This is a genomic window from Candidatus Spechtbacteria bacterium (assembly GCA_016188605.1).
Taxonomy (GTDB): Bacteria; Patescibacteriota; Minisyncoccia; order Spechtbacterales; family JACPHP01; genus JACPHP01.
This window is the reverse complement of the sequence record JACPHP010000002.1, coordinates 1-14,972: the sequence shown is the minus strand read 5'-3', so window position 1 is coordinate 14,972 and position 14,972 is coordinate 1. Positions and strand designations below refer to the sequence as shown.

14 protein-coding genes and 1 other RNA gene are annotated in these 14,972 nt (G+C 44.2%); 1 reads left to right on the top strand and 14 read right to left on the bottom strand.

Features of this window, described 5'->3' with window-relative positions; all coding sequences use genetic code 11:
* Positions 1–249: 249 nt before the first annotated feature.
* The 4 genes from HYV65_00400 to HYV65_00385 form a co-directional block, all read right to left on the bottom strand.
* Entirely contained in the window at positions 250–1,368 is a 1,119-nt protein-coding gene (locus HYV65_00400; GenBank protein MBI2462697.1) for a glycosyltransferase family 4 protein, read from the bottom strand.
* 96 nt (positions 1,369–1,464) lie between these two features.
* Positions 1,465–2,622, bottom strand: coding sequence for a glycosyltransferase family 4 protein (locus HYV65_00395; protein ID MBI2462696.1), 1,158 nt, complete (start codon positions 2,620–2,622; stop codon positions 1,465–1,467).
* 124 nt (positions 2,623–2,746) lie between these two features.
* On the bottom strand, positions 2,747–3,853 hold the full coding sequence (locus HYV65_00390; protein MBI2462695.1) for a glycosyltransferase: 1,107 nt from the start codon (positions 3,851–3,853) through the stop codon (positions 2,747–2,749).
* 118 nt (positions 3,854–3,971) lie between these two features.
* Positions 3,972–5,354, bottom strand: a complete 1,383-nt coding sequence (locus HYV65_00385; protein ID MBI2462694.1) for a sugar transferase — start codon at positions 5,352–5,354, stop codon at positions 3,972–3,974.
* A gap of 173 nt (positions 5,355–5,527) precedes the next feature.
* Here HYV65_00385 and rnpB point away from each other — a divergent pair.
* An RNA gene (gene rnpB, locus HYV65_00380) (RNase P RNA component class A) lies at positions 5,528–6,297 on the top strand.
* 35 nt (positions 6,298–6,332) lie between these two features.
* Here the strand turns inward: rnpB and HYV65_00375 are convergent.
* The 10 genes from HYV65_00375 to HYV65_00330 form a co-directional block, all read right to left on the bottom strand.
* Entirely contained in the window at positions 6,333–6,773 is a 441-nt protein-coding gene (locus tag HYV65_00375) for a ribonuclease HI family protein (GenBank protein ID MBI2462693.1), read from the bottom strand.
* A gap of 167 nt (positions 6,774–6,940) precedes the next feature.
* Positions 6,941–8,719: a single-stranded-DNA-specific exonuclease RecJ gene (recJ, locus tag HYV65_00370; protein MBI2462692.1), complete on the bottom strand. Its 1,779-nt coding sequence runs from the start codon at positions 8,717–8,719 to the stop codon at positions 6,941–6,943.
* A complete protein-coding gene (locus HYV65_00365; GenBank protein ID MBI2462691.1) occupies positions 8,716–8,874 on the bottom strand; it encodes a hypothetical protein in 159 nt (52 codons plus the stop codon). Before HYV65_00365 ends, recJ begins: the two co-directional genes overlap by 4 nt.
* A gap of 40 nt (positions 8,875–8,914) precedes the next feature.
* On the bottom strand, positions 8,915–10,072 hold the full coding sequence (locus HYV65_00360) for a phosphoglycerate kinase (protein MBI2462690.1): 1,158 nt from the start codon (positions 10,070–10,072) through the stop codon (positions 8,915–8,917).
* Between the two features lie 97 nt (positions 10,073–10,169).
* Positions 10,170–10,952: a triose-phosphate isomerase gene (locus HYV65_00355; protein ID MBI2462689.1), complete on the bottom strand. Its 783-nt coding sequence runs from the start codon at positions 10,950–10,952 to the stop codon at positions 10,170–10,172.
* An 11-nt stretch (positions 10,953–10,963) separates the two neighbouring features.
* The gene (locus HYV65_00350; GenBank protein ID MBI2462688.1) at positions 10,964–11,587 is read right to left on the bottom strand and encodes a DedA family protein; all 624 of its coding nucleotides are present in this window, start codon (positions 11,585–11,587) and stop codon (positions 10,964–10,966) included.
* A gap of 70 nt (positions 11,588–11,657) precedes the next feature.
* Positions 11,658–12,731 (bottom strand): galactose-1-phosphate uridylyltransferase, encoded by a 1,074-nt coding sequence (galT, locus tag HYV65_00345; GenBank protein ID MBI2462687.1) that lies wholly within the window; start codon positions 12,729–12,731, stop codon positions 11,658–11,660.
* Positions 12,694–13,647, bottom strand: coding sequence for a glycosyltransferase family 2 protein (locus HYV65_00340; GenBank protein MBI2462686.1), 954 nt, complete (start codon positions 13,645–13,647; stop codon positions 12,694–12,696). Before HYV65_00340 ends, galT begins: the two co-directional genes overlap by 38 nt.
* A 147-nt stretch (positions 13,648–13,794) precedes the next feature.
* On the bottom strand, positions 13,795–14,271 hold the full coding sequence (locus HYV65_00335; protein MBI2462685.1) for a hypothetical protein: 477 nt from the start codon (positions 14,269–14,271) through the stop codon (positions 13,795–13,797).
* Between the two features lie 7 nt (positions 14,272–14,278).
* On the bottom strand, positions 14,279–14,972 hold a 694-nt coding region (locus HYV65_00330; GenBank protein MBI2462684.1), incomplete at its 5' end, for a hypothetical protein.

The window sequence follows — 14,972 nt, the reverse complement described above, 5'->3', positions numbered from 1 at the left end:
TTTCCAATTTCTTACCTTGTATTTCTTCTTACCTCCTTTACTCTGTTTTCTTGATTGCTTTGATGGTTTATTGTTCATATCATCATTATACCAAGAACGCGGAGTAAGGTAGGTAAGAGGGATTTACTCAACAACGCCATTTCTAATCAATAACTTACTAAACACTCTTTTATTTCGCTTGGTCACCTATTCAATTTCTAAAATATTTCTTATGTGGGGTATCCGATGCCCCACATAAGAAAATTAAATTTACAGCACACTATTATATACTTCCACAATCTGCTCTGCCACCTTTTGCCATGAGGGAAAATTGGGTATGGATTCTTCTCTGTCCCATTTATGCAAAACATGCACGAGCTTATTGCGCATATTTGGAATATGTTTTGTGTCCCAATAATGAATATTATGCGAAGAAAATTCCGGCAATGCCCCCACGAATCCAGCCAACACCGGCGTACCATGCGCCAGCGCCTCCGCAAACGGCATGCCATAACCCTCTTCTTTGGAGGCAGAAACTAACAAATTGGCATGCTTATAATAAAAAAACAAATCGCGCTCGTCCACGCCGCTTACAATATGCACGCGCTCCTGCATAGACTTTGGATAGCGCGAAACAAGCGCGCTGAATTTTTTAGTATGAAAATCATCTGGCATTACCATCACTAAGTGCTCGACAATTTTATCTTTTTCCATACACGCTCGATATACGCCAAACAAACGCTCAACATTTTTATGTGGCGCGGCGTTGCCAACATACAGTAGATACGGCTTACGTAAAGGCTTGCCCTGCCTTCGTCCCGAGCTCAAGTCGAGGAAAGCCTGTCGAACAGGCTCTGCGAGTCCAGGATGAATGACATGAATAGGCACACGCGTGGAAGGAAAATGCCTTTGTATATCGCCTTTTGCAAACCTTGAAACGGCTACAATAGCTCGAGCTCGAGAAAGCGATTCGCCCACTATTCTACGATAAATATTATGCTTTAATTCATACATCCATGGACTCAAAGATGTCGCTTCTGGCCGTTTGTATTTGTATTCAATCAAGTCATGCGCCGTTAGCACCGTTGGCCCATGCCAAAAATATGGCGTGGCAATATGCGGCACATGCAAAAGATCAACGCAAGTGTCATGCAACAATAATGGCATTACAATTTGTTCCTTCAAGCTATATTCGCGCGCGTCAGCGCAAACTTTTTCAATATTTCGCGCATTCGGATTATACCGCGCCATGTCATCATTGCGCATCAAAACAACAAAAGTGTGATTGGTTTTCACCTCCGGCAAAACACGTAAAAACTCTTCGGTATAGCGTCCTATACCTCCACGCTTTGCGCCGTATATTCGTGCGTCGATTCCTATCCTAGACATGAATATCATCAACGAATAACGAATCTTTTACGAATAAACGAATTGGCCGTAGTGGAGTATTCGTATATTCGTACGCTATTCGTTATTCGTTGATTATTATACCGTTTCCTCCAAAACATTTAATGTTCTGCGTGCCGCCTCTTCCCACCTAAACTTCTTTGCCTGCGCTAGTCCTTTTTCTCGCAGAGACACTCGCAACTCATCGTCACGCAGCAGTTCACCCATCGCAAATGCGACTTCTTCAAGCCGCAGAGGATCTACGAGTATTCCCGCCTCCTGCACTATCTCTGGCAGAGACGCCACATGAGAAGCGACAACTGGCGTACCGCATGCCATCGCTTCAAGCGGTGGAAAGCCAAACCCCTCAAAAAAACTCGGATATACAAAAATTTCCGCCATGCTATAAAGCGCTGCTTTGTCTTGATCATCTACGAATCCTATGCAGTAAATATCGTTGCGATATGGCGATATATATATTGTCTCAAAAAGCGAACGAGATGACCACCCCTTGCTGCCAGCGATTACAAGAGCAGTTTTTTCTTGCGGATGTTGCGACCGCATATAATCAAACGCCCGCACAAGCCCAGCCAAATTTTTTCGCGGCTCAATGACACCGAAAAAAAGGATAAATTTTTGCGGGAGATGATATTTCTTACGCGCGCTCTCTAATTCTTGCGCATTACGCACCGCGGAAAAATTTTCACCGACTCCTGAATATATCACTTCGATTTTCTCACTCGATATTTCCCATTTGTTAGAAATATCATCGGCTGTTGATCGCGAGACGGCAATAATTTTTCGCGCGGTCTGCGCCTCGTGCTTAGGATTTACCATCGCGTGCCAAAGGCGCCGCTTTAAATCAAACATTTCCGGATAATAAAGAAAAGATAAATCATGGATTGTCAGCACTTTCGGACAAGACACGGGAGCTGGCAAAAAATGCGGTGACCACCACACGTCAATACCGCCTATAAGCGCATCTAACCGCGGCCTATAAAAAAACTTATGTAAAAGACTGAACGCCTTGTTGGGAACTCTAAATATATGCGGTATGCAATTTGGCGGCAGCGTCTCTAAAAAATCTTCACCACTAAAGCGCATTGAATTAAGAAACAAATGGAACTCGTGCTGTGGCGCCATGCGCACCATCTCTTCAAGCAAACAAGACGTGTATTCCCCCACGCCACCGTGCCTGTTATTCATTAGTACACGCGCGTCTACGCCTATGCGTAGTTTTGAAGAAGATGGAGGCATGGAATAAAAATTTAACACATAGTAAAATAAATTGCATAATATAAAATGCCAAAGTCCAAATTACAAATGTCAAATCAATGTCAAAACCTAAAATCTAAAGTTTTGACATTTAGTCATTTGGATTTCATTTGTAATTTGACATTTGGATTTTGAAATTCTGTTTCTTGACCACCTCCTCCATCTTCGCAATAAAATGTCTAACATCATACTTCTCCACGCTCTGCCTAATAACGCTTGGATTAAATGCCATTTCCTCAAAACGACCAATGGCGCCAGCTAGGCTTTCCGGCGTTTGCTCGTCGAAGAATACTCCATTACTCTCCTCCTTAATATATTCCAATGCTCCGCCTGCGCGATAGGCGATCACCGGTCTGCCCGAAGCCATGCTTTCCAGCGCGCTAATGCCAAAATCTTCCTCTTGTGGGAAAATCAGAGCGCGAGCGTGGCTGTAATAATAAGGCAATTTTTCTTCAGATACGAGGCCTAAAAACTCCGTATTTCTTCCCGCTAATCTTTGTAAACGTTTTCGCTGGGGACCATCGCCTATAACTTTTAATTTCAATCCTAAATTCGCGCAGGCTTGAATGGCGATATCAAATCGCTTATATGGCACTATTCGCCCTATCATAAGATAGTAATCTTGCGGCTGTTGGATGGAAAAAAATGAAAAATTAAGCGGCGGATATACTACTTCCGCCTCTCTTCTATAATACTTTGCGATGCGTTTTTTCACAAAATTAGAGTTAGCAAGAAAAACATCTGGCCGCGCTGAACTTTGTTTATCCCAAACGCGAATGTATGGCATGAGCAATGGAATAAGCGAATGTATAATTTTAGGATAGCCAAGCCGCTGTGCTTTTGTGTCTAAATCGGTCCAAGCATAACGTGTGGGTGTATGACAATAACAAATATGTTTGGTTCCGGGACCAGTAATTATTCCCTTCGCGTAACTGGCAGAGCTTGAAATTACCAAGTCAAATTGTGAAAAATCAAATTGCTCGATTGCAATTGGCATAAGCATCGGAAAATAACGATGATGAGAGCGCGCAAATGGCACGCGCTGTAAAAACGAGGTACGGATATCGTGCCCTTCAAAAGCGTAACCAGTGGCAGCAGCATCGTAAAAAAGCGTGTAGATAGGCGCTCCCGGAAAAAGAGAGCAGAGCGCCTCCAATACGCGCTCTGCTCCGCCGTATTGATTGAGATAGTCGTGGACTAATGCGACCTTCATAAAATTTCAAAGTCCAAATGTCAAATTACAAATGAAATCCAAATGACTAAATGTCAAAACTTTAGATTTTAGATTTTGTCATTTATTTGTCATTTGTAATTTGGACTTTGTAATTCAGTTAGTACCCGCTTCTATCAAACAATAACATAAGAAGTGTGCGAAACAAAATAACAATATCTTGTTTCAGAGACCAATTTTCTACGTAATAAGTATCCAACTTTACTTCTTCCTCGAATGGCAAATCCGAAGCGCCGCTAATTTGCGCGAGGCCGGAGATGCCCGCCTTAACCGCAAAAACTTTTTTATGATGACGCTGATATTGCGCTACTTCAGCCGGCTCGTGCGGACGAGGTCCGGTAAGGCTCATTTCTCCACTAAGGACATTAAAAAGTTGAGGTATCTCGTCTAGTCGTCCTTTGCGCAAATAGCGCCCCACGCGAGTTACGCGCGGATCGTTATGCAGTTTAAATAGCGGCCCGTCGTTGCGCTCGTTAAACGCCGCGAATTGAGCTTTCAAAGCCTCCGCATTCTCAATCATTGATCGGAATTTGAATAAATAGAATTCTCTTCCCTGGCTAACACGCTTAAGCCGCACAAATATCGGCCCCTTGCTTTCCCATTTTATTGCAAGAGCGCATATCAAAAAAATCGGCGACAAAATTATCAAACCGCACACAGCACCCACGACATCTAGCGCTCTTTTTGTTATCTTGCCCCACCCATCCAGCGGCGTGCGTTTTAGCTCTAACAAGGGAATACCGCCAAACGCTTCCATCTGCATCTGCGCGGATAGCGCTCCAAAAAGATCGGGCACAAAAGAAAATCGGATATTATGTTCCTGGCAAAAATCCGCGATATCCATTATTTGCCCTCGCGGCGCACTGCTGTCTGAAAAAATAATATGATCTATACTATCCACTAGCAAAATATTCTCTAGCGATACAGAATCAAAATGAGAATATACACCAACAAGCCTTAGTCCTCGGCCGGACTCAATCGCTTCTTTGATGCGCTGCGTATGCTCGTCTGATCCTATTAAAACAGTCGCCTCCTTCCCATTATGCATTCTCTCTATTACCACGCGCCTAAAGAGCCTTAGAATTATTCGCCCTAGCGCTGCAAACCCTATACTTAACCCCCATCCAGCAAGCAAAATGAATCGCGAGTCAAACCATTCGCGCTGAAAAAACATGGCGATAATAAGCAGCATCATACCTCCAGAAACCGCCAGGATAATTCCCAGTATCTCGCCAAGAACAGTCCGGCGCCTATCTACCGCGTACAATCCCGCGAACGCAAATAGCGCCATGAATATTGCCGCTAAAACTGCCACCAAAAAAGCATAGTACGGAAACGGTAAATTTTGATAGAAAAGCACTGGGCGAAATGCCGAAACCCACGGACTAACGCGCAAAAAATAAGCGGCTATCCCAGCCGCTTCTAACATTAGGAAATCAACGGGCAATAACAGAAATGCAAATAGTAAATCTACCTTTTTCATATAGTATTTTGTGGCTGTGCCGGTTATGAATAGCGAGTCAAGAATTGTGAATCATGAATACCGCCGACAAGGCTAGATATTCTATATTCATGATTCACGATTCATTATTCACGATTCAAGGATCGTTGCAACCTTGATCTTTTAGTTAATATAGTATATAATACTTTTACTTCTTTGTAAATCGTGAGGTCGCTGCCAATGCGTGGCATTGACAGAGGAAAGTCCGAACATTACAATTCTCATCCCAAGGGGATGAGAAAGAAAAAAGCGATTGGTAACGCCAATCCTATTGATGCTTATAGCAGCGATAGAGGGAAAGCGCCACAGAGACTATACTAGCCTGTCCTTCGCTCCTTGCTCCACAAGGAGCTACGGAACAGCATGCCAGAAATTTATATAGTGGCTTGCCATTCCGAAGCTCTTTACGAAGTAAAGAGCGAAGGATGGGCAAAAGGTGAAAAGCTCCAAGATAACTTGGACCCTTGCTATAGCGATACAGTAAGGTGGCAAACCCCGCTTGATGCAAGGCCGTGCCGCCTTGTGCTTCGCACAAGGAAATTCTAAATACGAAATACTAAATTCTAAAACTTAAACGTTTAAGTAATAGTCTTTTCCGCCAAAGGCGGATCAGCCTCTGGCTGAAGATATTAGAATTTAGTATTTCCTTGCGCGGGGCGCGAGGTGGAGTGCCGCTTGAGGCGTATTGGCAACGATACGTCCTAGATAAATGACTTCACCAATTTTGTCTAAAGCTTGCTTTAGATACAAAATTGAGTGCCGAGCCGAAGCTCTTTGAGCGAAGGCTGGCTTACCCTCCTTTGCCCTTCAGGCTTCGGAAGGGTCTCAATTTTATTCCCTCGCTTTGCTTTTACCCGGCCGAAGCTTTACGCGTAGGCTGGTGGATAAGATTGGACAGAATTCGGCTTATAGATTTACATAGAATACAAAATCCTCCGCCGTGGCGGAGGATTTTGTATTCTATAGATTAAAAAGCGAATCGCCGCCGAATGTGTGCTTATCCAGCTCCTGATTTACCAGCTTATCCGCTTCTTTGTTTTGCTCACGCGGCACATACTTAAATGATACTTCTCCAAACTCAATGCGCAAATTCCAAATTTTCATAAATAAAGGAATAATCGTCGGACCCTCAACCTTCCAAGCTCCAGATAGTTGATTCACCGCGAGTTGGCTGTCCATAAAAAATTGCGCGTGAATGCCTTTTACCTTATCTTTGCCCATAGTCGCGCGAATCTTTTCCAGCGCTAAAACAACAGCGCTGTATTCGGCTTCGTTGTTAGTCGCTTTCCCCAAAAAATGCGAATACCCTTTATTGATAGGCGCTTCAATCACCACGCCCAGAGCCGCGGGGCCCGGGTTCCCGCGCGATCCGCCGTCGGTGTGGACTTTGATAGTTAACATAAATCAATCTCAAAACTCAAATGTCAAACCTCAAATCTAAATCCAAAATCTCAAAACTGACAATCTAGTTTGTCATCCTGAACGTAGTAAGGGATTTATAGATTTGGGATTTGAGTTGTAGTTTTGCGATTTGAATTTTGAATTTTGAGATATTTTAATTTTACTAATCAAGCAATTCTATAATCAATAACTTTAAACATCAATTCCCGTCTACCATTCCACTCATCCACATCAAGCTCAAAAGCAATATCTATTATAGCACCAACTGCGGGAAGATCATCCCCTCCTTCGTCCGCCCTGGACGAACCACGGCGGGCAAGCGCTCCAAAAGCAATTGCCTTCCATGCTTTTCCTCCCGTATCTTTGAGTTGAAATAAAACATGATTACTATCTTTGCCTATCTTGCGCAAAGACGACACGCTAACATTTTTTAAAGAAAAAATCGGCTTGCGATTCTTTTCGCCAAACGGTTCAAAAAGTTTTATCTGTTCAAAAAACTCCCAATTTAAATCATTCTCTTTTATTTCGCCGTCAAGCCATAGTGTTGGCACGTATGGTTTCTGCTCAAGCTCTTTTTTAGCGTATACATAAAGTGCCTCGCGCAAGACAAAAATATTCTTTATTTCCGCGCTAAATCCCCCAGCCATTGGATGGCCGCCAAAACGAATAAGATGCTCCTGCGCCGATGTCAGCGCTTTTACGATATTGAATCCCTCAACACTCCGCGCCGAACCAGCTAATTTTTCCTGCTGCGCCTGATAAATAAATGCTGGTTTATGAAATTTCTCTACAAGTTTACCTGCCACGATGCCCAGCACGCCAATCGGCCAATTTTCTTTGCCAAGAAAAATTAACGGCGCGTCTTTGAAATCCTGCTCCATTGATACAGCTTCCGCGATAATATTTTTTACAATTTCCTGGCGTTGGCTGTTTGTTTCATCAATTTGGCATGCTAGCGAATCTGCTTCAATCTGATCGTTGGTGTTCAAAAGCGCGAATGCGGTGTTAGCGTGGTCAATGCGCCCCGCGGCATTAAGCCGAGGCGCGAGCACAAACCCAAGTATGTAAGGATCTAGATTTGTTTTTCGCGCTCCGATATCGACTGTTGGCTGCACGCGCGCCACGCGCATCAGCGCCTTAACGCCAATCCTTCTTTGGTGCGCTAGAACAAATAATCCGTACCTAACAAGTGTTCTATTTTCTCCAAGCAAAGGCATCACATCTGCCACCGTAGCTAAAGCCACCAAATCCAAGAACCATTTTTCTCCACCTTCGCCAAGGCTACGGCGGACAAGCCAACCATCTTTCTTGCACTTTTCAATAAGCGCGCAAGCCACCTTAAAAGCTACGCCTGTTCCACACAAGTCCTTAAAAGGATACTCGTCATCTTTTTGATGAGGATTGACGAACGCATGGGCAGGAGGAACGTTTTCCAATACCTGATGATGATCGGTAATTATTACATCGATGCCCTTTTCATTTGCTAGTTCCGTTTCCGCTATATTGGTCGTGCCGCAATCAACGGTAATAACAAGTCCGGCACCATCGCGCGCAAATTGCTCAATAGCATTTTTATTCATTCCGTATCCTTCAAGAGCCCGATCGGGAATATATACCGATACAGGATAATCTTCGCCTCCAATAGCTTTGATTGTTGAAATTAAAATTGTTGCGCCGCACACGCCGTCAGTATCATAATCGCCATACACAATAATTTTTTCTTTAGCGGAAATGGCACTCGTAATTCGCTCGATCGCCCTTGGCATATCTCTCATCAGCAAAGGATCGTGCAAATCTTTGCCATAGTCGGGATTAAAAAATCTGTCAATCGCCTCTTGTGTATCTAGCCCTCTGCGCCACAACATATCCCGCACCAAAGGCAAAAACTCCGGAAACTTATTCCGGAATTCGTCTGGCGATTGTTCTTTGATGATCCATTGCTTCATTGCTTCATTGTAAATTGCTTGCCTATAGTATCTTTGGCAAAATAATCCCACCTCAAAACAATGTCCCAGACAATGTCCCAGACATAATTAGAGAGACGAAAAGATATTCTATAGGCATCTAAATCATTTAATTGCAAATATTTTTGTGTAACCATGAAACAATGTGTCAATGCAACAATGGAACAATGCAACAATTTAATCAAGTGCAATGATCCCCGGCAACTTCTCTCCCGCCAGATATTCCAGCATCGCGCCTCCGCCCGTTGAGACAAAATTTACGGAAGAAATCATGCCTATTTTATCAAGCGCCCTGATTACGTCGCCGCCGCCAACAACCGTATGCGCATGAATTGTTTTGAATTCTCTTGCTAGCGCGTGCGTCCCTTCTGCAAATTTATCTACCTCAAACAGCCCCATGGGCCCATTCCACACGATAGTTTTTGCCTGATGCATAATGCGGCTGAACAAATCTATGGTGTCGGGACCGATATCTAAAATTATCTCATCTTCTTTCATGTTTCCTACAGCCGCATTGTGAGCTGGTGTTTCCCCGCCTATTCCAGTAGAGACCACGACGTCAATCGGCAAATGCAGTTTAGTATCCGTTAATGCTAATTCCTTTGCCTCTTGTTGCAAATCTTTTTCAAATAAAGATTTCCCAATCGCAACTCCCTGCGCCGCAAGCACAGTGTTAGCAAGAATCCCCCCGAGGCACACTGCGTCAACTTTCTCCAAAAATATTTTTATCAAATACAGTTTTGTTTTTACTTTAGCTCCGCCCATAATTAGCACAAAGGGCGGCTCGGCGTTCACGCGCACGCGATCTAGCTCTCGCGCCTCTTTCTCCAGCAGGAGGCCTGCGGCTGATGGCAAAAATTTTGGAATACCGACAATGGACGCGTGCGCCCTATGGCATACACTAAAGCCATCATCAACATATATCTCACCGAGCGCAGCCAGCTCGCGCGCAAACTGTTCATCATTTGCTTCTTCTCGCGCATCAAAACGCAAATTTTCAAGCATCATTATTTGTCCATCTTGTAATTCTTGCGCGGCCTTGCGCGCGTCTTCGCCGATAATATCCGCTACAAACTGTACGGGCAAACTACCCAGCTCGCTTAAACGACTAGCCACCGGCCGCAAAGACAACCTTTCGTCGCGTTTGCCATTGGGCCTTCCGAGATGACTCAAAAGAATAATGCGCGCTCCTCTCTCTTGTAAATAATGAATAGTGGGCAAGTAAGCAGAGAGACGAAAATCATCCATCACCTTTTCCTCCGCGATAGGTACATTAAAATCCGCGCGAACAAGAACGCGCTTGCTGGTTACATTAAGAGAAGATAGGGTTTTCATAGCAAACTTATCATCAACGAATAACGAATCTTTTACGAATAAACGAATTGGCTTAGTGGAATATTCGTATATTCGTACGCTGTTCGTTATTCGTTGATTATTTACCCGTTATCTCTTCCGCCACCTTTATCATCCTCAAAAACTCTGAAGCATTGATGCTTGAGCCGCCGACAAGCGCCCCGTCTGCGTTGCCCTCTTGTAAAAACTGCGTGAGATTCTTGCTGTCAGTGCTTCCGCCATATAGTACCGGAATGCGGTCAGCTATAGAACGAGAATAAAGCTGGCTTAAAATCTTGCGGATGAACAATACGGCGGTAAATACATCATTGGATTCTGCCGCAATACCAGTACCTATTGCCCAGACTGGCTCGTAAGCGATGAGTAATTGTTCCGCTCTGCTTTTTGGCACACCCGCGACCCCTTCGACAAGCTGCCTCTCTACAATCCGGTCAAGCTCGTTGGTGTGCTTGCCTCTACTATCAAACGTTTCCCTAATTTTCTCGCCGATTGCAAGGATGGGATGAAGCCGCGCGTCCAGCGCGGCCTTCACTTTCTTGTTCACAATTTGATTATCCTCTTTAGCGTACTCGCGACGCTCCGAATGGCCGACTATGACGTATTCGCATCCAAGATCAACCAACATTTTCGGTGAAACCTCGCCAGTATATGCTCCTTCTTGCTGCCAAAAGCAATCTTGCGCGCCCAACGAAATACCCTTTAACGATGAAAAAAGATGCAGGTAGGAAAAAGGTGGACAAACGACAACCTTTGTTTTATCAGTCCCGTCAATTCCCTTACTAACAACATTCCACAAATGCTGCGCGCCCTCCACTGTGATGGGATTCATTTTCCAATTTGCGACAAGAATAAACTGTTTCATAATAGTTTTTATTATACGTCTATTATTTTAATATGTTTGAAATGATACCACACCCACCACATCGTACCAACAATAATCAACAGTACAATGAGCCAGTCAAACGCTCGAAAGTATGGCTCGAGAATAGACCATTTCTCTCCCGCCACAAAGCCGGTGTACACAAGCGCGATATTCCATGGAATTGAACCAATAAAAGTATATAACAAAAATTTCGCGCGATTCATGTGGCCAATTCCGGCGGCAAACGAAATAAATGTGCGTACAATCGGTAACACGCGCCCAACAAGAATGATACCGGAACCAAAACGATTAAAGAGAGTACGGGAACATTCTAAATCGTCTTTTGTAATCAGTAAGTACTTGCCATACTTTGCCAGCGACACACTGCCGCCACGCGAAGCAATCTCGTATGAAATCCACGAACCCAACAAATTACCAAAAGAAGCTACGAGCACTACACCCCAAAAAGTAAATTCGCCGCGCCACGCGAGAAACCCGGAGAACGGCATCACGATTTCTGAGGGGACGGGAATATTGGCGCTCTCAAGGGTCATTAAAATGCCAATGCCTGTGTAACCAGTTTGCTGGATAAAGCTTACGATAAGAAATGTGATGCGCTCAATGATGACTTCCATAATACAGTTAGTAGTGAGTAGAGCGCCCAGCAGCTACATGAGTCGTTCTACCAATTACTCACTAGCTTTATCACTGCTCACGTAAAAATTCAGCTGCTTGTTCTGGCTCAAGTGTTGAAATTTCAATGCCGGTTCCCAGCTCAAACCCCGCGGCGATTGCGGTTTTTGGAACAATTTCAAAATGCCAATGATAATGTTGATACTCAACGCCATCCAGAGGCGCTGTGTGCAAGAAAAAGTTATAGGCAGGATTTTGAAGTGTGCCATTAAGCATTTTGAGCGGCTCGCGAAGCCCGTCTGCAAGATCGCTATAATGTTCCGGCGAAAGAGAGCCGAAATCCTCTTGATGGTTTTTGGGAAACAATCGTATCTCAAAAGCAGTGCGCGAAATAAATGGGCAAAATGCGATAAAACGCTCGTTTTCAAAAACAATACGTGATTTTTCTTGCACTTCAAAATTAATAGTTTCGCAATGCACGCATCGCCCATTTTTATGGAAATAATTCCGCGATCCTTCCAAGCTTCGCCGCACATCAGCGGGAACTACTGGAATTGCAATAAGCTGCGAATGAGGGTGCGCGAGCGAGGCTCCTGCGGCGCGTTTGTGGTTATGAAAAATAGAAATATATGTGACACACTCGTCGTCTTTCAATTTTTGATACCTCTCCTGATACGCGCGAACAACATTAGTCGCTTCCTCACGAGAAAAAAACGCCCAGTGTTTTTCATGGTCGCGGGTAATAATTACTTCGTGAAATCCTTTTCCGTCTATAACCTCGTAGGGGCCGCGCATTTGCGGCACTAAACATTCGCCTTGTTGGGCAAATGCCGGATATTTATTCGGTATTACCTGCACTTCCCAATCCGTACCTTCCGCGTTTTTATACAACAATACGGGTGGCGCGTTGCCTGATTTTTGCGGATCTTCAAATGGGCACTGGCTAGTTGGCAGCTCTATTTCTTTATCATCACCCGCGATAAAAGCATGCGGCCTCTTTCCCCGCTGCTTTGCTATCAAGATCCAGTCTCCCGTCACCAGATCGCGGCGCAATTCTGATACCGGCGTATTCAAATCCCTACTAGGTGCCATTGATCCTACAGAAGCCTCAAGGATTATTTTCTTTTTTGTTTGTTTTGACGGCATCGGATTTATGGACTGCTTCGTTTTTTATTTCTAATACTTTCTTCGTCGGTTCACTCTTTACTTTTGAAAGTTCAGAAAAAGAAATAGATTTCATTATATCTTTTCCCTTCGGAACAGTTATCATATCTACTGCGGACTTATGAACGGACTTCTCGCGAAAATTTGATTTGTTGATGCCATAAGCATCGCTCCACAAATTTATTCTCACCTTGAAAAGTTCAACGAATGTATTTATGTATCCTTTGAGTGTTACGTGTGTTGCCGGATCATTCACCCAGTGCACGGGAATAATGGCTATGCGATATTTCAATGCGCGAGCCAGCGCCAGCGCCTCAATATCAAAACCCCAACGGTTAATGCGCGCGCGTGAAAAAATATCTTTAGCCGCCGGCGCGGTAAACGCTTTGAAGCCATTCTGTGTATCCCAAATGCCCCACACCGCCACAATTTGAATCAGCATATTCGCCATATTTCCTAGCAAGCGTTTTAAAAATGGCTGCTTCACTGCCTGGCTCGCGCCTTGCGCGTCTTTTGAGTCGCGCGAGCCGATGACAACATCCGCTCCATCAGAAAAATGCTGCCACATTTTTTCTATATGTTCTATTGATGTAGAATTATCAGCATCAGTAAAGAGCCGGATGTCACCGCGCGCCGCCAACATCCCTTGCCGCACCACATATCCCTTACCATGGTTTTCGCGGTTATTTTCAAATCGTAAATTTGCGATTAGATTTTGAAATTTTTCCACCACGCGCGCAGTGCCATCGGTTGAGCCGTCGTTTACTACAATGATTTCTGATTTGTATGTTTGCCTGCTTAAATATTTATCAATTTCAAGAAGCGTTTTGGAAATACGCGTTTCCTCGTTGTAAGCGGGAATGATAACTGAAAGATGTGGTTGGTTATTGTTTGCCATTATTTATAATATAGCATTATATTGGCCTGTAACTCAAATAGAAGAAAGAGAATTAAAACCAAAAATACAAATCTAAAACCTTTGCGTTTATGTAAACAACCTCCACGGCCGCGGAGGTTGTTTACATAAATGATTTATTAAACTTATCTAAGGCGCTAATTGGGTAGGCAAAGGCTGTTTTTGCAAAAGTTGTTGTAATTGTTGCCATTGATCACGCGTAAAGCATATATCTTGAACGCACAGTTTCTTCGCGCTAATTGTTTCTACCGTCACCCTATCCGCCACAATTTCCTTCACCTGCAAAATCCCCTCTTGAATATACACGCCTAACTTACGCAGGCCTGCTTGAATGTCGCTAATAATGTAATCAATCACTGAAGTAGAAGCTGGGGAGTTTGAAGCTGTGCCTACCGTGCCTAGCGAGTTTAGCGTAAGCGCTCCATACGGATCCGCAAACCCCACGCTCACAAAGACAAGGATTGCGCCGACTGTTTCATTGTTGCATTGTTTCATTGTTTCATTGTTGCATTGCTCCATTGTTGCATTGCTACATTGCTTCATTGTTTCATTGCTACATTGCTCAATTGTTTCATTGCTACATTGCTTCATTGTTGGTAGAGCCATGGAGCAATCAAAAGATTCTAGCGCTCTGCCAATGACTACTCCTGGTTTGGTGGCTTTCATTGCCTGTTAAGGCAACGGGCTGATGGTTGCCTTGCTGAAGCTGGCCTATGACAATGGCGGGGTTGGTGGAGATAATACCGATGATGTTTGTCTGGTAGGCAGAGGTTGATCTGGCAACAGTAGGGTTTTGTTCTGTGCTGGTATCAAATATTGACACAATGTCTCCCGGTTCTCCTTCTCCTTCCACCAGATACTCTTCGGCAAGGTCTCCGAAGAACTGTACTCCATTACTTCTATTTGAATTCAGCAAGATTGAAGTAGTAGATATGGCAAGACCAACTCGAAAAGTGCTAGAAGTTGTACTTATGCTGCCATCGCCTTGCGCGTAATATATACCTCCCAAGGTAAGCCCGGAGTGAACGGCAGATACTCCGGAAACAATGACTGATACTGTTTGGCCGTTTGTTTTGCTGGCGCTGGCAATGCCAACAACAAGCCATCTTGGGGTAAGAATGTTCTCTACGCCATACGAGGAAATGGTAGTTGCGCCGTTTGTCAGTCCCACAATGGCAGTGCCGTAAGAGGAGTTGCCAGCGTCCATATAGCTTGCCACAAAGTGAGTGGAGTCAAGGGCGGAGACGGAGGTGTATTGAGAAGTGGCTGCGTTAAACACGTTTTCAGCTCCATACGAGGAAATGGTG